Origin of the sequence: Cytobacillus oceanisediminis, assembly GCF_007830235.1 — a bacterium.
Taxonomy (GTDB): domain Bacteria; phylum Bacillota; class Bacilli; order Bacillales; family Cytobacillaceae; genus Cytobacillus; species Cytobacillus oceanisediminis.
The window spans coordinates 335,534-356,558 of the sequence record NZ_VLKI01000003.1 but is presented as its reverse complement, the minus strand read 5'-3'; the positions used below and the strand labels follow the sequence as shown (position 1 = coordinate 356,558).

The 21,025-nt window shown below is 40.4% G+C and carries 23 protein-coding genes; 4 read left to right on the top strand and 19 right to left on the bottom strand.

Annotated elements, in window-relative coordinates:
- Window positions 1–309: 309 nt before the first annotated feature.
- Together IQ19_RS08235 and IQ19_RS08230 are read right to left on the bottom strand one after the other, a co-directional pair.
- Window positions 310–1,776, bottom strand: a complete 1,467-nt coding sequence (locus IQ19_RS08235; RefSeq protein WP_144541812.1) for an NAD(P)/FAD-dependent oxidoreductase — start codon at window positions 1,774–1,776, stop codon at window positions 310–312.
- Between the two features lie 687 nt (window positions 1,777–2,463).
- Window positions 2,464–2,628, bottom strand: coding sequence for a YjcZ family sporulation protein (locus IQ19_RS08230; RefSeq protein WP_144541810.1), 165 nt, complete (start codon window positions 2,626–2,628; stop codon window positions 2,464–2,466).
- A gap of 193 nt (window positions 2,629–2,821) precedes the next feature.
- Here IQ19_RS08230 and IQ19_RS08225 point away from each other — a divergent pair, with 193 nt between their 5' ends.
- Both IQ19_RS08225 and IQ19_RS08220 read left to right on the top strand, forming a co-directional pair.
- Complete coding sequence (locus IQ19_RS08225) at window positions 2,822–3,913, top strand: SGNH/GDSL hydrolase family protein (protein ID WP_144541808.1); 1,092 nt, start codon at window positions 2,822–2,824, stop codon at window positions 3,911–3,913.
- 37 nt (window positions 3,914–3,950) lie between these two features.
- On the top strand, window positions 3,951–4,550 hold the full coding sequence (locus IQ19_RS08220) for a DUF502 domain-containing protein (protein ID WP_144541806.1): 600 nt from the start codon (window positions 3,951–3,953) through the stop codon (window positions 4,548–4,550).
- A gap of 51 nt (window positions 4,551–4,601) precedes the next feature.
- Here the strand turns inward: IQ19_RS08220 and IQ19_RS08215 are convergent, their stop codons facing one another.
- From IQ19_RS08215 to rsgA, 4 genes are all read right to left on the bottom strand, one after another.
- Window positions 4,602–5,099, bottom strand: a complete 498-nt coding sequence (locus IQ19_RS08215) for a PTS sugar transporter subunit IIA (RefSeq protein WP_144541804.1) — start codon at window positions 5,097–5,099, stop codon at window positions 4,602–4,604.
- An 18-nt stretch (window positions 5,100–5,117) separates the two neighbouring features.
- A complete protein-coding gene (gene msrB / locus IQ19_RS08210) occupies window positions 5,118–5,558 on the bottom strand; it encodes a peptide-methionine (R)-S-oxide reductase MsrB (RefSeq protein ID WP_144541803.1) in 441 nt (146 codons plus the stop codon).
- Window positions 5,555–6,094 (bottom strand): peptide-methionine (S)-S-oxide reductase MsrA, encoded by a 540-nt coding sequence (gene msrA / locus IQ19_RS08205; protein WP_144541800.1) that lies wholly within the window; start codon window positions 6,092–6,094, stop codon window positions 5,555–5,557. Before msrA ends, msrB begins: the two co-directional genes overlap by 4 nt.
- Before the next feature lie 138 nt (window positions 6,095–6,232).
- The gene (gene rsgA / locus IQ19_RS08200; RefSeq protein ID WP_144541798.1) at window positions 6,233–7,291 is read right to left on the bottom strand and encodes a ribosome small subunit-dependent GTPase A; all 1,059 of its coding nucleotides are present in this window, start codon (window positions 7,289–7,291) and stop codon (window positions 6,233–6,235) included.
- Between the two features lie 387 nt (window positions 7,292–7,678).
- Here rsgA and IQ19_RS08195 point away from each other — a divergent pair, with 387 nt between their 5' ends.
- On the top strand, window positions 7,679–8,449 hold the full coding sequence (locus tag IQ19_RS08195; protein ID WP_144541796.1) for a DUF4397 domain-containing protein: 771 nt from the start codon (window positions 7,679–7,681) through the stop codon (window positions 8,447–8,449).
- A 76-nt stretch (window positions 8,450–8,525) separates the two neighbouring features.
- Here IQ19_RS08195 and IQ19_RS08190 read toward each other — a convergent pair whose 3' ends face one another.
- The 9 genes from IQ19_RS08190 to ilvA all read right to left on the bottom strand — a co-directional run bounded on the left by IQ19_RS08190 (window position 8,526) and on the right by ilvA (window position 17,099).
- Entirely contained in the window at window positions 8,526–9,110 is a 585-nt protein-coding gene (locus IQ19_RS08190) for a YpmS family protein (protein ID WP_144541794.1), read from the bottom strand.
- A complete protein-coding gene (locus tag IQ19_RS08185) occupies window positions 9,100–9,945 on the bottom strand; it encodes an SGNH/GDSL hydrolase family protein (RefSeq protein ID WP_144541792.1) in 846 nt (281 codons plus the stop codon). Before IQ19_RS08185 ends, IQ19_RS08190 begins: the two co-directional genes overlap by 11 nt.
- 121 nt (window positions 9,946–10,066) lie before the next feature.
- Window positions 10,067–10,645 carry an SCO family protein gene (locus tag IQ19_RS08180; RefSeq protein ID WP_144541789.1) on the bottom strand — a complete coding sequence of 193 codons (579 nt, stop codon included), beginning with the start codon at window positions 10,643–10,645 and terminating at the stop codon, window positions 10,067–10,069.
- Between the two features lie 304 nt (window positions 10,646–10,949).
- Complete coding sequence (locus IQ19_RS08175) at window positions 10,950–12,566, bottom strand: sensor histidine kinase (protein WP_144541787.1); 1,617 nt, start codon at window positions 12,564–12,566, stop codon at window positions 10,950–10,952.
- Window positions 12,567–12,795: 229 nt separating this feature from the next.
- A complete protein-coding gene (locus tag IQ19_RS08170; protein ID WP_144541785.1) occupies window positions 12,796–13,641 on the bottom strand; it encodes a DegV family protein in 846 nt (281 codons plus the stop codon).
- A 153-nt stretch (window positions 13,642–13,794) separates the two neighbouring features.
- Window positions 13,795–14,046, bottom strand: coding sequence for a DUF2535 family protein (locus tag IQ19_RS08165; RefSeq protein ID WP_144541783.1), 252 nt, complete (start codon window positions 14,044–14,046; stop codon window positions 13,795–13,797).
- A 346-nt stretch (window positions 14,047–14,392) separates the two neighbouring features.
- Window positions 14,393–15,145, bottom strand: coding sequence for a twin-arginine translocase subunit TatC (gene tatC / locus IQ19_RS08160; RefSeq protein WP_144541781.1), 753 nt, complete (start codon window positions 15,143–15,145; stop codon window positions 14,393–14,395).
- 340 nt (window positions 15,146–15,485) lie between these two features.
- On the bottom strand, window positions 15,486–15,683 hold the full coding sequence (locus IQ19_RS08155; RefSeq protein ID WP_144541779.1) for a twin-arginine translocase TatA/TatE family subunit: 198 nt from the start codon (window positions 15,681–15,683) through the stop codon (window positions 15,486–15,488).
- Window positions 15,684–15,830: 147 nt separating this feature from the next.
- Window positions 15,831–17,099: a threonine ammonia-lyase IlvA gene (gene ilvA, locus IQ19_RS08150; protein WP_144541777.1), complete on the bottom strand. Its 1,269-nt coding sequence runs from the start codon at window positions 17,097–17,099 to the stop codon at window positions 15,831–15,833.
- A gap of 173 nt (window positions 17,100–17,272) precedes the next feature.
- Here ilvA and IQ19_RS08145 point away from each other — a divergent pair, with 173 nt between their 5' ends.
- Window positions 17,273–17,509: a hypothetical protein gene (locus tag IQ19_RS08145; protein ID WP_144541774.1), complete on the top strand. Its 237-nt coding sequence runs from the start codon at window positions 17,273–17,275 to the stop codon at window positions 17,507–17,509.
- A gap of 60 nt (window positions 17,510–17,569) precedes the next feature.
- Here IQ19_RS08145 and IQ19_RS08140 read toward each other — a convergent pair whose 3' ends face one another.
- The 4 genes from IQ19_RS08140 to IQ19_RS08125 form a co-directional block, all read right to left on the bottom strand.
- A complete protein-coding gene (locus IQ19_RS08140; protein ID WP_144541772.1) occupies window positions 17,570–18,301 on the bottom strand; it encodes a lysophospholipid acyltransferase family protein in 732 nt (243 codons plus the stop codon).
- Window positions 18,302–18,738: 437 nt separating this feature from the next.
- On the bottom strand, window positions 18,739–19,224 hold the full coding sequence (locus IQ19_RS08135) for a dihydrofolate reductase (protein WP_144541770.1): 486 nt from the start codon (window positions 19,222–19,224) through the stop codon (window positions 18,739–18,741).
- Window positions 19,221–20,015 (bottom strand): thymidylate synthase, encoded by a 795-nt coding sequence (locus IQ19_RS08130; protein WP_144541768.1) that lies wholly within the window; start codon window positions 20,013–20,015, stop codon window positions 19,221–19,223. The genes IQ19_RS08135 and IQ19_RS08130 overlap by 4 nt, the downstream gene beginning before the upstream one ends.
- 135 nt (window positions 20,016–20,150) lie before the next feature.
- Entirely contained in the window at window positions 20,151–20,852 is a 702-nt protein-coding gene (locus IQ19_RS08125) for an anthrax toxin lethal factor-related metalloendopeptidase (RefSeq protein WP_144541766.1), read from the bottom strand.
- Window positions 20,853–21,025: the final 173 nt, after the last annotated feature.

The following is a 21,025-nucleotide window of genomic DNA, read 5'->3' as shown; positions in this document are numbered from 1 at the left end:
GGCACTCAGCGAACAGCTGGGAGCGGATGTGAGCCTCCTCGGCCTCGCCTGTGGGGTCTCACACTTCCCTCACTTCCCGCAGGACATTGAATAATCATCCTTGAATAAACACCGCACGAAGAAAATGCGGATGCATTTCCGAGGATCAAGTGCCCTCCACTACAATCAACTCAGTTTGTTAAACTAAGTTTGCCTTCAAAAGCAACAAACTTTACGAAAACAGCCTTTATTAAAGATAAGGTGATAGAGAAATCACGGTTATCACACCATAGCAAAAAGGCCTGCTTTGCAGCAGGGCCTTTACTATTCTCACACAGTTACAGGTTCCCTTCTTGGGGCATTCCTTGTTTTTTCAACGATATCTCTTGCTATCCAAACTCCGCAAGCACCTGCCTGTGCAAGCCCTCTTGTTATTCCTGCACCGTCTCCGCCGACATAAAGGCCGCTGATCTCTGTTTCAAAGCGGTCGTTTAACTTCGGGCGGGCAGAATAGAATTTAGCTTCAACACCGTAGAAAAGTGTATGCTCGGATGCAAGGCCAGGTGATACATGATTTAACGCTTCTGTCATTTCTACAAGGCTTTTCATTGTATTGTATGGAAGCACCAGACCTAAATCTCCTGGTACAGCCTCCTTTAAAGTCGGCTCCAGGAAGCCTTCTTTAATCCTTTTCTCTGTCGATCTTCTGCCTTTTAAAATATCGCCATACTTCTGAACGATGAGACCGCCATTTGAGAGGCTGTTCGCAAGCCTGGAAATTTCGTGTGCGTATTCATTCGGCTTATCAAAAGGCTCAGAGAAGGTATGGGAAACAAGCAGCGCAAAGTTTGTATTCGGGCTTCCCAGCTTTGGATCCTTATAGGCGTGCCCGTTGGCAAGCATAATTCCCGAGTGATTCTCTACTACTACGTGGCCGGATGGGTTGCTGCAGAAAGTCCGGACTCTTGTGCCAACTGAAGTGTTAAAGGTGAATTTCCCCTCGTAAAGATGCTTATTTATCTCTTCCATCACAATATTGGATGTTTCAACACGAACACCAATATCCACCTGGTTATTAATCATTTTTAAACGGCGCGACTTAAGAAGATTCGCAAGCCAGACAGAACCGTCTCTTCCAGGTGCAACAACCACTTTTTCTGCATGAATTTCGTTTCCTGCTTTCAGCTTCACTCCCACAATCTGATGACCACCTGCTGTTTTTTCTGTGATTAGATCTTCAACCTCAGTCTTGTAGGACATATCAATTTTTTCGCGAAGATATTCATAAATGCTTTTTAATATTTGAAGGTTCTGCTCCGTGCCTAAATGTCTCACTTGGGCACGAAGAAGCTTAAGGCCGGCTGCATAGCCGCGGCGCTCGATATCTCTCACTTCATCAGTCATCGGATCGGTAATGCTTTCAGTCGCCCCGTGCTGCAGATTAATTTCATCAACATATTTTATCAATTCAACAACCTGGGAATCAGGGAGATAATCGGTCATCCAGCCGCCGAATTCACTTGTGATATTGAATTTCCCGTCTGAATAAGCACCTGCTCCGCCAAAACCATTTGTGATAGAACATGCTGGCAGGCATCCTGCAAACTCTTTTCTCCCTACAGCTGGCGGGCATTTCTCAATTTTCTTCTGTAAAATCGGACAATTTCTTCTATATATGTCATGGCCTTTATCAATTAATAAGATATTAGCTTCAGGCATTTTCAGCGTTAGCTCATAGCAAGTAAATATCCCCGCCGGCCCAGCGCCGACCACAATTACATCATAATTTGTTTTCATCGTCCCATTCCCCCAGACGCATTTTTCGTTTATTTCTTTAACCACAGGTAACTATATCAAATACAACTTAATTGGTCAATCGTTTTACGAACTATATTTTATTATAAAGGATTAATGTTCGGTTTTGAGTATTTTTGCATTCGATTCTTTAAATTCAGATAATATGTTTATGCGTGCGGGTTCGAGATTTTTGCGCGCTGAGATTCCCCGTTATGCGCTACTCGCTTGTTTTTGCGCGGAATTCTCTTGTTTGCGCGCGGGCTCTGGGGCTTTGTGCGCGGGTTCATTATCTTTGCGCGCGGTGATTTTCCCGTTACGCGCTACGCGCTTGTTTTTGCGCGGAATTCTCTTGTTTGCGCGCGGGCTCTGGGGCTTTGTGCGCGGGTTCATTATCTTTGCGCGCGGTGATTTTCCCGTTACGCGCTACGCGCTTGTTTTTGCGCGGAATTCTCTTGTTTGCGCGCGGGCTCTGGGGCTTTGTGCGCGGGTTCATTATCTTTGCGCGCGGTGGTTTTCCCGTTACGCGCGACGCTCTTGTTTTTGCGCACAGATTCGATGTACCTACGCTCGGAGTTTCCCCAGTTACCAGCGATTTTAAGCTCTTAATCCCGAATGCTCCTACCACCATATGCACAAAATAATAAAGAGGGCTGCCCCTTCAGGACAGCCCTCTTTAAATCCATTATATTACCATTTGCCGCAGCAGCATGCTCCGATGATAATTAATAAAATGAACAATACAACGATTAAGGCAAATCCACCATAACCGCCGTAATGAGCACCTGCTACAGGATATCCGTGTCCAGGATAGCATGGGTCGTAACCTGCACCAGCAACTGCACCTTTATACATTAACAATCACTCCTCAACAAGATTTCTTGGGCATTTTCAATATTAATGTATGTAGCAGGGACTTGACCCGCATGTGCTTTTGCCCATTTTTAATAAAAAGACGCTTTACCTCATATTTAAGCTTTTCACCATAGGCATTATTAGGGTACGATAACAATAAGAGAAATGTATAAAAATGGGGGGATTCAAACCAATGAAAAAAAGGAATATTGGCATATATTTTTTTATCACCATTTTTATCTATGGTTTGTATCAATTATTTGATAGCATATCTAAAGTAGAAGGAGCCAATCCTACAAATGTTTATGAAAAATTGACCGCTAAAGAGAATATCAATTATCTCATTATTGGAGATAGCATCGGCCGGGGTTCAGGCGCAACTTCAAAGTCAACGGCATGGTTTTCCCGGCTTGAGCGTTTTTTGAATAAAGAATATGGCATTAAAGCCAAGCGGCATCCATTAGTACAAAGCGGCGCAACGGCGTTTGAAGGTTTCTACAAGCTGCAGCAATCCAAGCATTTAGGCAAAATCGATTTAACGTTTGTAGTCTTTGGGGAAAATGACCGCAAATATATGGACGCAGAGCAGTTTTCATATTTTTATGAAGGACTGATCCGGAAGACTAAACAGCTTTATCCTGATACAGAAATTATGACAATAACTGAAAGCCCGCTTGACAACGAAGCGTTTGCTCAAGCCATAGCAGCTATTTCAAATCATTATGGAGCAAAAAATATTGATATGAGAAAGCCCTTTGAACAATCAGGATTGCCTGTCGAGGACCTGACAAAGGATATGGTTCATCCAAATGATGCGGGCTATCAAATTTATGCAGATACATTATATAAGAGGATAAAAGAATTAGTCGCAAATAAAGCAGAAACGGCTGTTTTATCTGCTCCAATTAATGAGGATACCGATTTTGAAATGGCTTCTATTCCGCATGTTACAGAAATATCCGGTTCTTTTATTCACAAAGACGGCATTTGGCAAAGCCACAAAGCTGGTGACAGCCTGGAATATGAATTTTCCGGCCCGTTTTTGGGAGTAAATATGATCAGAAGCGAAGTGGGCGGCAAGATGGATGTTTTTATAGATGAAGTTTTTGTCACCTCGCTTTCTGCATGGTGGCCCTTAACAAAAGAAAGGTATCAATATATTACAAGCAGCCTCGAAAATGGCCCCCATCATGTAAAGTTTATTGTGTCAGGTGAAAAATCAGTCAATAACAGCTTGGAGGATCCTGTCATTCAAATCTCTTCCATCCTGACAAAAGCAGAATAGATAAATTTTTCTTAATTGAAAGAGGAGCAATAAAGCAATGAAAAGCTTATTAAAGAATTTTATTAATGGGATCTTAACCATTGTGCCCATTATTTTGGCTATTTTTGTAGTTGTTAAAACATTCTTATTTTTGGATAGCCTTATGGGGAATGTCCTAAGGACCTATCTGAAAGATGATTATATTCCAGGTGTTGGGCTTTTGGCCACTTTAATTCTGATCACTCTTTTAGGTTGGCTTTCCACAAAATTTATTACCGGTTCCATTATTAAAGTTGTTGATCGTCTCCTGGAAAAAATACCGCTTGTAAAAACGATTTACTCGGTTATTAAGGATACTGTCCATTCATTTTTGGGCGAAAAAAAGTCATTCTCCAAAGTAGCACTTGTTACGATACCCGGAACTGAAATGAAGAGCCTTGGGTTCATTACATCCGAAGCGTTGGAGGATTTCTATCACCCTCTAAAGGAATATATTGCTGTATATGTGCCCCAAACCTTCCAGGTTGCGGGCTTCACCTTTCTGATACCGAAAGAGCAAGTTGAGATCATTGATGTCAAGCCAGAAAACGCCATGAAGTTTATTCTCTCTGGCGGTATGACCTCAAAGGGGAATCCAGTGAAGGAGCATTCCATGTAAGCAATAGGCAAAATCCTTAATAAAGCCGCCCATTTAAGGCGGCTTCTCTTATTACTTTGCTGTAATTTTCATGATTGGAGAAGAACCTCTGGTTACATTGCCTGGAGCATTTTTCTCAAGAGATGCAACCTGGTCTCCATTTGTCACGATAATAGGTGTGATCGTGCTTTTTGCTTTTTCTTTTACAAGCTCTAAATCAAACGTAACGAGCTTGTCGCCTTCATTAACCTTTGAGCCTTCAGAAACATGCGTCTCAAATCCTTCCCCTTTCATGGAGACCGTTTCGAGGCCGATATGAATTAATATTTCAGCGCCATTCTCAGCACGGATTCCAATGGCATGTTTTGTCGGGAATACTTGCACAATCTCTCCATTTACGGGCGAAACAACTACCCCTTCTGAAGGTTCGATTGCAATGCCATCCCCCATCATTTTTTCAGCAAACACGGGATCAGGAACTTCCTCAAGGTTAACGGCTGTGCCTGTTAAAGCAGCCTTAACTTCCAAAGTTTTTACGGTTTCTTTTTTGCCAAATAATTTCTTAAACATACAAACACCTTCCAATTCTTAGTTTGCTCCATCAAATAATTTCAGATATTCTTTGTAGCCTTCTTCCTCCAGTTTCTCCTTCGGAATAAACCTAAGCGCAGCTGAATTAATGCAGTAACGCAGTCCCGCCGGTCCCGGTCCATCATCAAAAACATGGCCAAGGTGCGAATCAGCTGTTTTGCTTCTAACTTCTGTCCTCACCATGAAATGGCTCCGATCTTCTTTTTCCAGAATTTCTTCCTCTTCGATAGGCTTGGTGAAGCTCGGCCATCCGCATCCTGCATCATATTTATCCTTTGAGGTGAAGAGAGGTTTTCCAGATACAATATCGACATATATTCCATCTTTAAATTCATTCCAATATTCATTGCGGAATGGCGGCTCTGTGCCATTTTTCTGGGTTACATCATACTGCACGGGACTCAGTTTCTGCTTCAAATCTTCTTTATTGCTCTTCATTTGCTTTCACCCCAATGTGCCTTTATAAAGGCCTTTCTTCCGGATCCGGTCTGATATGCATCGTACCTTCCTGGATTCTTTTTGTAGTAATGCTGGTGATAATCTTCTGCAGGGTAAAAGTCTGAAGCCGGAAGGATCTTTGTCACAATCGGTTTTGTAAAAGGTCCAGTTTCCTGCAGCTTCTGCTTCGATTCCTCCGCCTGCTGTTTTTGGTTTTCATTGTGATAGAAAATGGCTGTCTGGTAGGACTGGCCTCGATCGTAAAACTGGCCGCCCTCATCTGTAGGATCTATCTGCTGCCAATACAATTCCAGGAGCTTTTCGTAAGGAAAAACCTGGGGATCAAACACGATTTGGACTGCTTCATAATGGCCAGTTGTCTCTGAACATACTTCCTGGTAGGTAGGATTCTTTACAGTTCCTCCGGTATAGCCGGATATCACTTCCTTGATTCCGGGCTGTTCATCAAATGGCTTCACCATACACCAAAAGCAGCCGCCAGCAAATGTTGCTGCTTCGTATTGTTTATCTCCCATTCTGTCCACCTCTTTCCGGCACTTCTCTACCTTTTACTTTTTCCCTTTAAAAGATAATTTTACGCCATATACATAAGATTAATGAAAATATCTTTCATATGCAAAAGAAACCCCTTCAATGAAGAGGTTTCTGAATTTTTATACTCTTTTATGCTTTACGCCGGCGCTGATTTTTTTCCAGCGTCTGCGTTCCTCGGACTGGGCCCGCTTATCCTGTTTTCTGTCCAAATAAGCAAGCTCCTTCAGAAGCTTTTTATAGCTGTTAAGGCGTCCCCGGGTAAGGGTACCTTCCTCAATTTGCAGAATTACAGCACAACCGGGTTCATTCTCATGAGTACAATCCCTGAATTTGCAGTTTTCCGCAGCTCCTTCGATATCAGCAAAGCTTTCCGCGAGTCCTCCTTCGCTTTCCCACAGTTGAAGCTCCCTCATTCCGGGTGTGTCAATCAGAACCGAACCTTCAGGGAGCAGCACCAGTTCTCGGTGGGTAGTCGTGTGTTTTCCCTTGTCATCGCTCTCCCTAATATCCTGTACCTTTTGCTTCTCCTGCCCAAGCAGGTAATTTGTGAGTGTCGACTTTCCTACACCTGATGAACCAAGCAATGCTATTGTTTTACCTGGTAAAAGAAACGGCTTTAAGCCTTCGATTCCCTTCTCTTCAACTACACTGATTGAAACAACAGGCACTCCCATTGCAATACCTTCTACTTCAGCAAGTTTTTCCTGCAGATTGCTGCAAAGATCTGCCTTTGTCAGGACAATGACAGGGTTAGCTCCACTCTCCCAGGATAATAGCAAATACCTTTCCAATCTTCTTAAATTTAGATCCTCGTTAAGAGAGTTAACAAGAAAGATGGTATCTATGTTGGCGGCAACAATTTGTTCTTCGGTACTTAATCCGGCAGATTTTCTTGAGAATTTGCTTTTCCTTGGAAGGACAGCATGAATCGATCCGCGCTGCTCTTCTGCCCTTTCCTTTATTACGACCCAATCACCAACCGCCGGGTAATCTTCTCTTGCAGCAGCCTCAAATGCGAATTTGCCTGTTACTTCACAAAGCGATTCCCCATTTTCCGTCCAAACACGGTACATCCTTATATGCTCTAAGGCAACCCGGCCAATTTGATACCCGTTTTGTTCATATGCTGAAAATGCTTCTTTAAAATATTCATCAAATCCAAATTTATAAATAGTCAAAGTTTTGTTCCTCCATGCTTATTGTTATTTGGAAGGGCACTTTTGATGCCATTTCCATATTTTCGCAAACAAAAAACCATAGGCCAGCAGCCCATGGTTTAATAAGCATAGAGTACATGAGAGTTCTCGCTCGATTAAACGAATTCCGTTTGGGCTGTGCCTGAATTATCTAAAATGAACGTATAAACAAGAATTCCTTTTTTCATAGCACATCACCCGCTTTCGATTATTTGTTTTTATTATATGGAAGATTACGCCAAATGTAAAGCCTTTATTTCATTTTCTGATTCATTCAAAAAATAATAAGAGCTCTCCTTCAAGTTGTGGCATCAACCCAAAAAAGCGCATATGTTATTGAAGTAAGCAATGGAGATAGGAGCGAGGAGTATGGCTAAAAATAGAAACCAGCAATGGTATTTTCAAAAAGCAGCAAAGTATGACCTCTTAGCACAATACTTTAAATATATAAATCCAGCTAAACATATAGCCTATTATCAAAAACACCTGAACTGCCTTAACTATGCTATGCATATGATGCGCACAAATAATATGATGCCTGCAGGAGAAGAAACCCAGCAAAAAGCAGCTAAAGTGCGTATAGTCCATGCATCACCTGATGCAGGCCCGGTTGATATTTATGTTAATGGCACAAGAATATTAAGGGATTTCCCATATAAAGAAGCAAGTGATTATCTATCATTGCCAGCAGGCAGATACCAGGTTGATATTTATCCGGCAGGAAATATGGTTTCGACTGTTTTAAGCAGAAAGGTTACAGTTGAATCAGGAAAAATATACACAGTTGCTGCCGCAGGAAATGCCGCCAAATTAAAGCTTGTCATTTTGGAAGATCAGCCGGCTGTACCATCCGGAGAAACGAAAATCAGGTTTGTCCACCTATCACCGGATGCACCGGCCGTCGATATTGCTGTAAAAAATCGGGATGTGATTTTTCCGAACATATCGTTCCGGCAGGCTAGTAAATATCTGGCTTTAACCCCAATGACTGTGGATTTGGAAGCGAGAATAGCAGGTAGCTCCAATGTTGCCTTGTCCATACCGCGTGTCCAATTTATGGCAGATCAGGCATATACTTTATTGGCAGTGGGCTCAGTAGCAAGTGAGCCAGAATTAGAAGCAATCATTCTTCCAAACTGATGCTGATTAAAATAGGCAGTAGGCATAATAAAAAAAGGAATCCTCTCAATCTGAAAGGATTCCTTTTTCATGCTGTTTATTTTACAGGAACTAGAAGCGTAAATCGGATATCATCCTGTTTTAAATTAAATTCATCAACTTTTACTTTTACATCACTTTTTAGCTTCATCTGTTGCAGTGACACGTAAATTCTTTCTTCCTTCGGCTGAATGGTTACCCCTTCGGGAAGTTTATAGCGATCCCTGACCAATTTCAAAACATGTGAGACAGGCAAATTCAGCTGCCCAACGGATATTGATTTTTGCTGAAGAACCACATCCCCGTTTTCCAGCGCTTCAGGTTCGAATGAAAGTTTCATTTGAAGATCCTGGCTGAAAAATGGAATTGAACCATATAAGTCTACTTCGTCATTCAGCAGCACTTTGTAATCAATGGCCCCTCCGGTCAGCCCTTCTTTTTCAAGATAGTGGTTGATTACCCTATTGAGATCCTCTTTATTAGCTTGAATATTAAAAGGTACATAATTACCCCCATTAACTTCGTCTGCTATATATTCTTCATCTTCAACTGGCAAGCTAATAAAAATTAGCAAAAGAATGATAATAATTGCATTGATCGCCAGCAAAACAAAAAAGAGTTTTTTCCACTTGTTATCTTTCAATTACACTCTCTCCATTTCCAGTTGTTTCCCTTTTATAAGACAGGTCCTTTAAAACCTCTTTTATCAGGGTTTCATGGACACGCCCTGCTATTAATTCATACCCTTTGTCATTGGGATGAAAATAGTCGGTAAATAGAAGATTTTCCTGTGTATTTTGGAAAAGATCATCTATTTCAACAAAATAGGTTCCTGGATACATGGCCAATATGGCTTGGCTTGTACTGTTCCAGTCTTCAAGGATATCATTAATTTCCCTAATTTCTGAAAACCACTTCAAGAAAGGGTTATATAACCCTATTAAAACAATCTTAATATTTGGGTTTACCTCTTTTATAGTATTTAAAACATCCGTTAAATTTTTTTCATAATTTATTTTTTCCTGTGCGAAAGCTTTCATTTTTAGATTTGAAAAATTTTCACGGACTACTTTCATAACATCATTGCCGCCAATGGTCATAATAATTACGTCTGCGTTTTTCACAACATCTTTTACTTCTTCAGTCTCCAATTTTTTCAATAATTGATCCGAACGATTGCCTCTAACACCAAAATTATAAAAAGCTGCATCTTGAACACTTTTATCCTGTTCCAATAGATCTTCGAGATAAGGCAGATAACCGCCCCGTTCAGTGCTGTCGCCAACGCCTTGCGTTAATGAATCACCGACAGCTGCAATTGTAAGATTTCTTGGAAAGAAATCCATTGGAATTTGTTCTTTTGCTGTTAGCTCGGATTGTTTACCAGGCTGAACTATATCCTTATTGGTTAATGGACTAAAACTGCAGGAAACCAGCAGCAACAAGCTAAAAAAGATGAAGGTGAATTTTCTAATCATTTTATCACCTGCCCCATTAAGTCATTCATATTATAACATGTGCCTCTTATTTGAAAAAAACAAACCTCTTTTAAGTTTGAAGCTTTTAGGACAAAAAAGAAAATAGACCTTCTTAAAAGGTCTATTGTAAGGCTTTGATATTACTGATGATCTCATCGAAAGGAATTTCCGCAAGTCCAGTATAGTATTTCATTACATTGCCTTCCTGGTCGACTAAGTAAAAGTCTGTTCCATGTATCACCTGATCTCCAGTTTGCGGTTTTTTCACAATCGTTTTAAAGTTATCCATAGCATACTTCTCGATTTCTTCCTGCTCATAACCGGTTAAAAAATGCCAGTTGCTGAAATCAGCACTATATTGGGAACCATAATCCTTCAGCACTTCAGGTGTATCGACCTTTGGGTCAACACTAAAGGAAACAAATTCAATATTTTCAATTCCTTCTTCTTCAGCCAGCTGCTGAAGCTTTTTCATATTGGCTGTCATCGGCATACATACATCTTCGCAATTTGTAAAAATAAAGTCTGCTACCCATACTTTACCTTCAAGGTCCTTTAAGCCGAATTCCTTATTCTCCTGATTTGTATAAGTAAAATCGGCGAGCTCCCAGTTTAATGCGTCCTTGATCCCACTTTGTCCGCATGCTGAAAGAAGCAGCATAGCAGCTAAGCTAATCATTGCCAAAACTCGTAATTTCATAAATTCACCTGCTTTAATTAGTTACGAAGCTAATTTTAGCAAATATTCATGAAAGAAGAAAGAAATACATGTGACAAACCTGTGAACACAATTTGTATTTTGTCTATTACACCTGTTCTGACAAGCACATTGTCCACTTCTATTTCAAAGTTTGCATTTTATATACCTCCCGCCACTCTTTGTTTTTCATCGGCTTCCCTCTTGTTGTTTCTGAATTAATTAAGCATAAAAAAACACCCTAGGGTTTAGGGTGTTCTTGTCTTGTGGTTTGTCATAATCTTATAGAAGGTCTTATGTATTGTCATTAACCATTGGCAATAGGAATGTATATTCTAAAAACCGTTCCTTTTCCTTTTTCGCTGTCAACCTCAATTCGCCCTTTCATTCTTTCAATTATCTGGTAACAAACAAGCAGGCCCATTCCTGTTCCCTTTTCCTTTAAAGAATAAAAGGCTGTACCCAATCTTTCCAATTCCTCTTTTGTCATGCCTATTCCTGAATCACTTATTTCAAAAACGCCATATTGGCCATCCTGATAGACAGATAGAGCTAAACTTCCTCCATCTTTCATCGCTTCTATACCATTTTTATAAATATTAATCAGCACTTGCTTTAACTCACTCGTGTTCCCCCTAATGTAAACTCCTTCTGAAATATGAGAAGCTACAGAGATGTTTTTAGACATCATAGCATAAGAATTCATTAAGTCCATCACTTTGGACGCAAGTTCCGCCGCATCAAGGTCCTCGACCTGATCCAAATCTGGTTTAGCGAGGGATAGATAGTCATTAATAATTTTCTCAGCCCTCTCCATCTCATCAATCATTAGTTTAATGTACATACGTTCTTCTTCGCTCATTTGGTCCTTTGCCAAAAAGATTTGCAGAAAACCTTTAACCACTGTCATTGGGTTCCTGATCTCATGGGCGACCGATGCAGCAAGCTGGCCGATTGCATTCATCTTTTCTGCTCTCTGCAGTTCCTTTAGGATTTTTGTTTTTTCCATGATGTGTTCCATTTCGCCTATGGCTTCCTCAAACCGGTGTGAAGAAGGCATGTTCCTTTGAACAGACCCAAATTGTTCCGAAGTCGCCGACAATCGCTCAAATAGAATGGACAACTGGTTTGTCATAAAGTTAAATCTTTCAGAAAGAACCCCTAAATCCGACTGATTTGATGGTTTTAATTTCACGTTAAAGTTTCCGCTGCTCACTTCTTTAAATCCTGAGATTATATCATTGATCGGCTCTAGAACCTTCTTTAGCCCTCGTCTTAAAATAAAATAGACAAGGATTATAATGACTAAAAAGAACCCGGACAGATACAAAGCCAAATCTTTTTGAAATGAGTCTATCACGGTTGCATCAATATCAATACATAGAATTGCAGTAATATTGCCATGCGAGTCCGTTATAGGGACAAAGGCAGAAATCCACATTCCATATTTATCGAGATAAACATTGCTGGATGCCGTTTTATTTTGGCTAACGGCTTCAGAAAAACCCTCCAAAAAAGCCTCTCCTGCTGAATAATAGGAAAAAGGTTCCAATCCCATATTTTTTTGGCTTTTAGAAGTTGCCAGGTACATCACTGACCTTTCCTGACTTATTTCAGGCATAAACAGGGAAGCATTAGAAAAGGATGCTTTTTCATCTACCAAAGAAATAACATGTTCCAGCCTCTTATAGGCCGGATGTTCAGGATCTTGAAATTCCTTTACTCTTTCAACATCATCATGAGAAATAACAGAGCTCCACAGAGAGGCCATTTCAACTACTCTGTTTGAAAGCTGTTCCTCCATTTGTCTGGTTTCAACCATAAAGCTAATACCCGCTGTTAACACCGTAACCAGGAATGTTATAAGAAAGGAGAATAACAGCACTTTTCTGAATAAAGGCAGGTTTTTGATTTGATCTTTCATAAAAACAGTCACCGAATCCTTCTATTGTAAATAGCTAACTAACCTTTTTCGGCAGAACTCGAAAGAATACCTTTTATTTATAAAAAGTTTTAAGAATTGCATACAATTACTCATATGTAAAACTATTTAAATAAAAGGTTTTTCAACTTCGATTATTGGCCAACACCCAAAGGAGAAGTATTCTAAATAAAAAAAGCATGGTCTCATAAGGGAAACCATGCGTCCATATTTAATCCTCCAAATAATACATAAAGCCAATTGTCCCAGGACCAGTATGCGTGCTGATAATAGGCGTTGTTTCTTCTATTTTAATTTGTTCATATCCAGTCATTTCTTCAATCATCTTTTTCAGCTTGGAAGCCAGCCCATAACCTTCTGCATGTACGAGGCCTACTCCCTTAATAGCTTTTCCCTTAACATCCTCGGTAAATTGCTTAGCCAAATATTTTGCAACCTGAGTATGGCTTCTTACCTTCGAAACCGGTGTATAGACGCCCCCTTCGAGGGATGCAATTGGCTTTATATTAAGCAAAGAACCAATCATCGCTTTGCCTTTGCCAATTCTCCCCCCTTTTACAAGGTTTTCAAGAGTGTCCACCACTACAAATAATTTTGTATTCTCACGAATTGTATCAAGGCGCTCAACAATTTCTTCCACACTCTTTCCTTCCTTGGCCAATTTGGCTGCTTCCAATACCTGAAAGGCCAGCGCTTTGGAAATATATCTTGAATCTACTACTTTTACCTTTGCAGCTGACATTCCAGCCGCGCTTTCAGCCGATTGGACTGTGCCGCTCATCCCGCCGGTCATATGGATAGAAAGAATCTCAAATCCCTTTTCTCCAAATCGGTCGTATATCTCTACAAATGCTCCAGCAGGAGGCTGCGAGCTTTTTGGAAGCTCTTTTGCTGCTTTCATTTTCCCCATAAACTCCGAGGGGGTAATATCAACCCGGTCTAAATATGTATTTCCTTCAATGTGGATAGATAGTGGAACGACTTCAATATCATATTTTTCAATTATTTCATTCGACAGATCCGCTGTAGAATCTGTAACAATTTTAATTTTACTCATTGTACCTTCACATCCCTAGCATTAACAATTAGTTCATATTATACATTTAAGCAATATACAAATAAAGCGAAACATAAAACAAGCAATCGCATATTTGTCTGCCTATGCAAACCCCTAATAAAAGAGTACCGGCGACTGCCGGTACCCAAAATGTTAGGCGTTATTCTTTAATTCTGGAGTTTTAAAAATTTCTTCATAAACCGGCCATTTCAAAACTCTTTTTAGATACTCTCTGAATGAGTGGCTTCTGTTTGTTTTTCCATTGCCATATACGGCGGTAATAAAAGTTTGTAAACGGACTTGGATCATAAAATAATAATGGCTATCTTTCTCCAATACAGGAATTTCTACGATTTTTACCTTCTGTCCAACAGCATTTTTGAACTCTAGGCTTTTGAATAGCAAAATATCAATCCTCTTTTTCACCCGTTTGTTTATATTATACCCCAATTATGGCTCGAAATGTGTCTGAATATGCTGGCTTACTAATTTTTTTATAAAAATTGGCTCCGTTAACCTTGCCTGTTGATTTCCGCTCAAGAAGCTCAGCGAACCGCGGGCGGTCCGACGCTCCTCGGCGCCTTGCTCCTGCGGGGTCTCCCTTTGATCCGCACTCCCGTAGGACTTTGATTAAGCATCTTTGAATTAACCGCACGAATGAAATGCGGATGCATTTCGAGGATCTCGCACCTTCCGCTCCAATCAACAAATTGCCAAAATCATTAGGCTTTAACAAAGCCTCAAAAATAAATTATAAGCTTTTATCCTCAGTAAATGCTTCTTCTGCATTCTGATCTTTCTTCAGCTTTCGTTTATAAACAATTTTAGATAAGTTTATACTGATTTCATACAGAAGCAGCAAAGGGATTGTTACAAGAATATCAGACATAAAATCCGGTGGAGAAATGACAACGGATATTACTATAAGAACAAAATATGCATATTTCCTTATTTTTGTCAGCACATATGGATTAATAATCCCGAGAGAAGTCAGGAACATAATGACCACCGGGAGCTCAAACAATATCCCAAAAGGCAGGGTCATATGAAGGACAAAACGAAAATATTTATCTGCTGTGAAATTGGCCTCAAACATTTCTCCTCCCAATTCGACAAGGAAACTTAGGACTGTAGGAAAAATAACAAAATATCCAAAACATAAGCCTGCAATAAATAACATGAAAAGCGCCGGTACATAAGAGAGTGAAATTCTTCGTTCAGCCGCGGTTAATGCAGGCTTTACAAAAAGCCAAATTTGAAAAGCCAAGACCGGTATGGTCCCTGCTGCCGCAATGACAGTCGCAAGCATAAAATACACCCAGATGATATCGCTTGGCCCCAGGACAATTAATTTAACATCCAAGTCTTTTACGAGCCACTGATAAATATCTTTTACAAATACGAAACCTGCAATGAAGAATACAATAAATGCTGCTGCTGTTATGATAAGCCTTTTTCTCAATTCATCCAGGTGATCGATTAAATTAAGCTCTTTATCTTCCATATTGTTCTCCTGCCAATTTAATGAAGCCGGGCTCTGGCCCAGCCTTTATTTACTTATAATAAGGCTCTTTTGACCAGCCTGTTGATTTCCTCTCAATAAGCTCAGCGAACCGCGGGCGGTCCGGGAGCCTGGCGTCCTGCGCCTGCGGAGTCTCCCTTTGACCCGCTTCTCCCGCTGGACATTGTATAATCATCTATGAAAAAACATCGCACGAAGAAAATGTGAATGCATTTTCGAGGATCTCTTACCCTCCGCTCCAATTAACAGGGTACCAAAATCAACATTAAGCTTTAACTCAGCCTATAATAAAAAAAAGGCGCAAGAAATAATTCCTCACACCTTATTTAACCGTGTTTTTCTTTGTATCATCTTCAAGCTCTTCCATTACATCACTAGTCAGGTCACGAGTTGATTTCTTAAATTCCCTTAAGGTTTCCCCGAAAGCACGCCCGATTTCAGGCAGCTTTTTTGGTCCAAAAATAATAAGGGCCAAAACAAGAATTAAAATCAACCCTGGTACACCGATATTTGAAAGCATGCAGTACATCCCCTTTAAAATACATTGTTGTAAACCTACATTGATTATAGTATTTTTCATGGAAAATGTCGCAGATACAGAAAAAAGTTCATATTAAATTCACAAAAAAATATTTTACCCTCACTCACATACTTGCAGCGAGGATACTTACACAAGCAAATGGAAAAGGTTGCTATCCTTGTTAATCTCAGTATAGGAGAAGCCTTTTTTATTCATTCTTAAAATTAGATCACTATAGTCTTCTTTATGCTTTAGTTCTATTCCAACAAGTGCAGGCCCGTTTTCTTTATTGTTTTTCTTTGTGTATTCAAAACGGGTAATATCATCCGTTGGACCAAGCACCTCATCAAGGAACTCCCTTAACGCTCCGGCACGCTGCGGGAAATTAACAATAAAGTGGTATAGAAGGCCTTCATACAGCAAGGACCTTTCTTTAATTTCCTGCATGCGCCCAATATCGTTATTTCCGCCGCTGATTACACAGACGACATTTTTCCCTCTGATTTGTTCCCTGCACAAATCCAGGGCCGCGATCGGCATGGCTCCAGCCGGTTCAGCGACAATCGCATGCTCATTGTATAATTCAAGAATGGTGGTACAGACTTTTCCTTCAGGAACCATAAAAATATCATCTACGAGTTCATTGCAAATTTCATAGGTTTTTTCACCGACACACTTGACCGCTGCGCCATCTACAAATTTATCAATCTCATCCAGAGGAGCCACTGTTTGGGTCCTGATTGATTCGCTCATTGATGGAGCCCCTGCAGGCTCTACTCCGATCATCTGCGTTTCCGGGGAAATGCTTTTTATGTAAGTGCTTAAGCCTGCCATCAATCCGCCTCCGCCAATGCTGGCAAAAACGTAATCCACAGGTTCCTCGGAGTCATTCAGCATTTCAACTGCTACGGTACCCTGTCCTGCAATCACCATTTCATCATCAAATGGATGTATAAAAGCTCTGCTTTCCGCCTCAGCACATTTTATAGCTTCATGATAGGAATCATCAAAGGTATCTCCTACGAGGATGATTTCAACAGAGTCCCTGCCGAATAGCTCCACCTGGCTTACTTTTTGTCTAGGTGTAGTTGCCGGCATAAAAATTTTCCCTTGGACGCCCAGGTGCCTGCATGCATATGCAACTCCCTGTGCGTGGTTTCCCGCACTAGCACAGACAACGCCGTTTTCAAGTTCTGCTGCATTTAAGGATTTAACTTTATAGTAGGCACCTCTTAATTTAAATGAGCGGACATGCTGCAAATCTTCTCTTTTCAAATAAACATTGCACCCATATTTTTCAGATAGCCGTTCATTTTTCTGTAAAGGCGTATGGGCAACAATATCCTTAAGCTGCTGGAATGCAATCAAAATATCTTCCAACTGCACCCATTTCTTTGTCATTACCTTCTGTTCCATTTTGCCACCCTCTTCTTTACAAGTTATTAATTTGTACATTATACCATGTGATATCGTGATTTCAATCTCATTTTTTTAAAATTTACATTTTTCGAATTGTTTTATGGATAGAATCGAAGGAAACTAACATATAATAAGCAAAAGTTAATTCATATTTTAAAAGGGGTGCAGGTATGGAGTTTTCTTTATGCAGTCTGGATAGTGCTTTGCCGGTAGAAGTTACATTGGATGAGGACAATGGAAGATATATGATTCGGAAGAGCGACACAAGCGGTGAGTATTTTAATAGCGCCAATGAGTTAATACAGTGGGTTAAAACGAATTTCTCAGCGGAGGAGTTTTGCGACCCAAGGGAGTATCATGGAATGATCCAAAAGTTAACCGATTATCTTGTCAATCCTAATCTATAGTACAAACGGCTATAGAGAAAGCTTAATGAAAAGGCCCCTGAAAATTGGGGCCTTTTCCAATTATGAAGCAATTCTCTTTTCGGGCAAACTGCTGCAAATAATCTCTCTCACATCATGTGCAAGAAGCTTCGCATCCTTTTCTTTGACAATTTTGGGATTGACAGGCGGGCATACGCGAATATCTATTCGTGCAGGCTTAATAAGCCTGCCGTTCTTTTCAAATACATCTGCAGTCCCCTTTATTGAAATAGGAACAATCGGCACACATGCATCCTGTGCAAGACGGAAACCGCCTACTTTGAAAGGAGCTACTGGCCCTCCTTTACTTCTGGTTCCTTCCGGGAAAATAACCAGAGAATGACCTTGCCTCAAAAACTCAGCACCTTCCCTAAGGGAATTTATAGCACTTTGGCGGTTCCTGCGGTCAATGAACACACAATTCATGACTTTCATCCATGATGAGATAATTGGAGCTTTTTTTACTTCCACCTTGGAAATGAACCCAAAGGGCTTTTCAATGGAAGCAAGAAGAGCTGGAATATCAAAATCGCCTTCATGATTACAAACCATAACAACAGGTCCATCTGGAATGTATTCCTGTCCGGATACATTAACTATTGAACCTGATATTTTCATAACCGTTCGGGACCACTTCTGCGGTACATTGTGGATAATCTTATCACGTTCTTCCACTGGCATACTTGGGTCAAGCTTTTTTATGCGAGACAAAGCAGGCAGACTATAAGTCAGGTATCCCCCCATATAAAGAAAAAAGATAAACAATCGAAGCATAACAACCTCCTGATGTTCAGACGTCTCTCATTATATAATAATAAATTATCTTTAACTTATGTTTGCAACTTTGCTGTTCAGCCTCGTGCAGCGGTTTATTTTCTACCAAGTCAATCTGCGCTTAATTAACCATCAATTTCATTCAGCCACATTCTATTCTTTTACAAAATAAGTGTGTTAAAGCTCATTGTTGATTTTGGCACTCTGTTGTTTGGAGCGGAAGGGGCTAGACTCCTCGAAAATGCATTCGCATTTCCTTCGTGCGGTTTTTATTCGAGGACTCTTCCAAAGTCCTCCGGGAGAAGCGAGTCAAAGGGGGACGCCGAGGAGCGTCCGACCGCCTTCGGTTCGCTGAGCTTATAGAGCGGAAATCAACAGCAAGTTTAACAGAGCTGCGAAATAAATAAAAGCAGCCCTCTTTAGAGCTGCTTTGAGAGTTAAATTTTTTTATAAATAAGAAATTCATACTCATATGGATTTTTTTCGTCCTTAAGGCCCTTTTCCTTTGAAATGAGTTCCCAATCTGCCATATTTAATTCAGGGAAAAATGTATCCCCTTCAAATTGATCATAAATCATCGTTAAATATAGCCGATCAGCTGCGGGAAGAATGGCTTTAAAAATCTCTGCACCGCCAATGACAAAGATTTCATCCTCTTTCTCCCCGCTGTATTTAAGCAATTCTTCAATTGAATTTAAAACAGTACAGCCTTTGCACGTAAAGGTTTGGTTACGGGTAATCACAATGTTTTCCCTTCCTGGCAGCGGCCTTCCTATTGAATCCCAGGTTTTGCGTCCCATTGCGATTGGGTGCCCCATAGTAGTTCTTTTAAAAAACTTTAAGTCCTCAGGCAAATGCCAGGGAAGTTTATTGTCTTTTCCTATTACGCGATTTTCATCCATCGCCCACATTAATGAGATCATACACTGACAACCCCTTTAATATGTGGATGGGGTTCATAGCCTTCAAGTTGGAAATCGTCATATATAAAGCCGAAGATATCCTTAACTGCAGGATTAATAATCAGTTTTGGAAGAGAGCGCGGATCGCGGCTAAGCTGCAGATTCACCTGCTCAATATGATTCTGGTAGATATGTACATCACCGAAGGTATGGACGAATTCACCAGGCTCCAGATCACAAACCTGGGCAACCATCATCGTCAGCAAAGCATAGGATGCAATATTAAACGGCACGCCAAGAAATACGTCCGCCGATCTTTGGTAAAGCTGGCATGAAAGCTTACCGTCAGCAACATAAAACTGGAACATGCAATGGCACGGAGGCAAAGCCATTTTATCAAGTTCACCAACATTCCAGGCGTTAACAATCAATCTTCTGGAATCGGGGTTTGTTTTAATCTGTTCAATCAGGCCGCTGATCTGATCAACTGTATTTCCATCAGCACCAGTCCAAGATCTCCACTGATGGCCATAAACCGGCCCGAGATTGCCTTCTTCGTCAGCCCATTCATTCCAAATTCGCACGCCATTTTCCTGAAGGTACTTTACATTTGTATCGCCATTTAAAAACCAAAGCAACTCATGGATAATTGATCTTAAATGCAATTTTTTCGTTGTAACCAGCGGAAAACCATCCTGCAGGTTAAAACGCATCTGGTAACCAAAGGTACTGATTGTGCCGGTACCCGTCCGGTCCTCTTTTTTTGTTCCATTTTCCAACACATGCTTACAAAGCTCCAAATACTGTTTCATTTCAACCCAACCTTTTTTAAAATGCTTAATGCTATTGTACGGAAACTTAACGAAAAAAACTAGCAGTTACATATAATGAATTAATATTGAATAGTCTGCAAACAAAGAAGCCCCTGCATGTAAACAGGGGAAAATTTATTTTAATTTTTTTATAAAGTCATATGTTTTCGGTGCATTTACCCTTAATATTTTTCGTGACTCTCCCCCTGCAAAAAACATCGCAAAGGCTTCAGCGAAGTATTCCTCTGGGAATGTTAAAAAATAACTCTGTCCAGGGAATAGCTTGGCCTTCTCTGCTTTCCACACGGCAAGAAATTTTTGGTTATAACGGATGCCGTTATAAACGTGCCGGTCTATTGAATGGGCAAGTTCATGCAGCTCCAGGTTAATGGACCCATGGCCTTTTCCCTTTTCACTGAAGCCGATTTTTACGAGGACCGTTTTAGCCCCCCCTATGCCAGGCACATCATCCCAGGTTGTATCGCTTTTATAGCCCCTGGGGATTACTCCCTCAAGATGTTGGGCAGTGGGATTATCAGTCAATTTCCCAACAAATAATTTAACGGAGATATCTTCATTCTCAATTTTTGATAGAAGCGAAGCGGGCAGATTGTCCACTCTTGAAATCATATTTGAAGCCTCGGCTTCATCAAAAGCCTCCAATGGCAAAATAAAAATATCGCCCAGCAAATCTGGTGAATTTAGAATGAGAGATTCTTTAAGTTTGGATGATTGAGGATAGTCTTTAAGTTTTATGCCGCCAAGGGCAGCCTGTGAATTCCCTAAAAGTGCAAGGGAAACAATCATTATAGTAAAAGTAAGAACCATTTTACGCATTATCATTATCCCTTCTGCAAGTCTAAGATGTATAAAATATGAGCAACAGGGCTTTGCGGGATGTTAAGAAGGTAAAAGTAACTGCCTGCAAGGAGAATAATCGAATGAATTTTCTAGGATTAACGTCCTAATACTCTATTAAAATTATAACATATGAAGAATCAATTTGATGG

Excerpts from the sequence above, each read along its gene's own strand:
- IQ19_RS08235 (WP_144541812.1), bottom strand. The coding sequence starts at position 1,776 with ATGAAAACAAATTATGATGTAATTGTGGTCGGCGCTGGGCCGGCGGGG.
- IQ19_RS08230 (WP_144541810.1), bottom strand. The coding sequence starts at position 2,628 with ATGTATAAAGGTGCAGTTGCTGGTGCAGGTTACGACCCATGCTATCCT.
- IQ19_RS08225 (WP_144541808.1), top strand. The coding sequence starts at position 2,822 with ATGAAAAAAAGGAATATTGGCATATATTTTTTTATCACCATTTTTATC.
- IQ19_RS08220 (WP_144541806.1), top strand. The coding sequence starts at position 3,951 with ATGAAAAGCTTATTAAAGAATTTTATTAATGGGATCTTAACCATTGTG.
- IQ19_RS08215 (WP_144541804.1), bottom strand. The coding sequence starts at position 5,099 with ATGTTTAAGAAATTATTTGGCAAAAAAGAAACCGTAAAAACTTTGGAA.
- msrB (WP_144541803.1), bottom strand. The coding sequence starts at position 5,558 with ATGAAGAGCAATAAAGAAGATTTGAAGCAGAAACTGAGTCCCGTGCAG.
- msrA (WP_144541800.1), bottom strand. The coding sequence starts at position 6,094 with ATGGGAGATAAACAATACGAAGCAGCAACATTTGCTGGCGGCTGCTTT.
- IQ19_RS08195 (WP_144541796.1), top strand. The coding sequence starts at position 7,679 with ATGGCTAAAAATAGAAACCAGCAATGGTATTTTCAAAAAGCAGCAAAG.
- IQ19_RS08185 (WP_144541792.1), bottom strand. The coding sequence starts at position 9,945 with ATGATTAGAAAATTCACCTTCATCTTTTTTAGCTTGTTGCTGCTGGTT.
- IQ19_RS08180 (WP_144541789.1), bottom strand. The coding sequence starts at position 10,645 with ATGAAATTACGAGTTTTGGCAATGATTAGCTTAGCTGCTATGCTGCTT.
- IQ19_RS08175 (WP_144541787.1), bottom strand. The coding sequence starts at position 12,566 with ATGAAAGATCAAATCAAAAACCTGCCTTTATTCAGAAAAGTGCTGTTA.
- IQ19_RS08170 (WP_144541785.1), bottom strand. The coding sequence starts at position 13,641 with ATGAGTAAAATTAAAATTGTTACAGATTCTACAGCGGATCTGTCGAAT.
- tatC (WP_144541781.1), bottom strand. The coding sequence starts at position 15,145 with ATGGAAGATAAAGAGCTTAATTTAATCGATCACCTGGATGAATTGAGA.
- IQ19_RS08155 (WP_144541779.1), bottom strand. The coding sequence starts at position 15,683 with ATGCTTTCAAATATCGGTGTACCAGGGTTGATTTTAATTCTTGTTTTG.
- ilvA (WP_144541777.1), bottom strand. The coding sequence starts at position 17,099 with ATGGAACAGAAGGTAATGACAAAGAAATGGGTGCAGTTGGAAGATATT.
- IQ19_RS08145 (WP_144541774.1), top strand. The coding sequence starts at position 17,273 with ATGGAGTTTTCTTTATGCAGTCTGGATAGTGCTTTGCCGGTAGAAGTT.
- IQ19_RS08140 (WP_144541772.1), bottom strand. The coding sequence starts at position 18,301 with ATGCTTCGATTGTTTATCTTTTTTCTTTATATGGGGGGATACCTGACT.
- IQ19_RS08135 (WP_144541770.1), bottom strand. The coding sequence starts at position 19,224 with ATGATCTCATTAATGTGGGCGATGGATGAAAATCGCGTAATAGGAAAA.
- IQ19_RS08130 (WP_144541768.1), bottom strand. The coding sequence starts at position 20,015 with ATGAAACAGTATTTGGAGCTTTGTAAGCATGTGTTGGAAAATGGAACA.
- IQ19_RS08125 (WP_144541766.1), bottom strand. The coding sequence starts at position 20,852 with ATGCGTAAAATGGTTCTTACTTTTACTATAATGATTGTTTCCCTTGCA.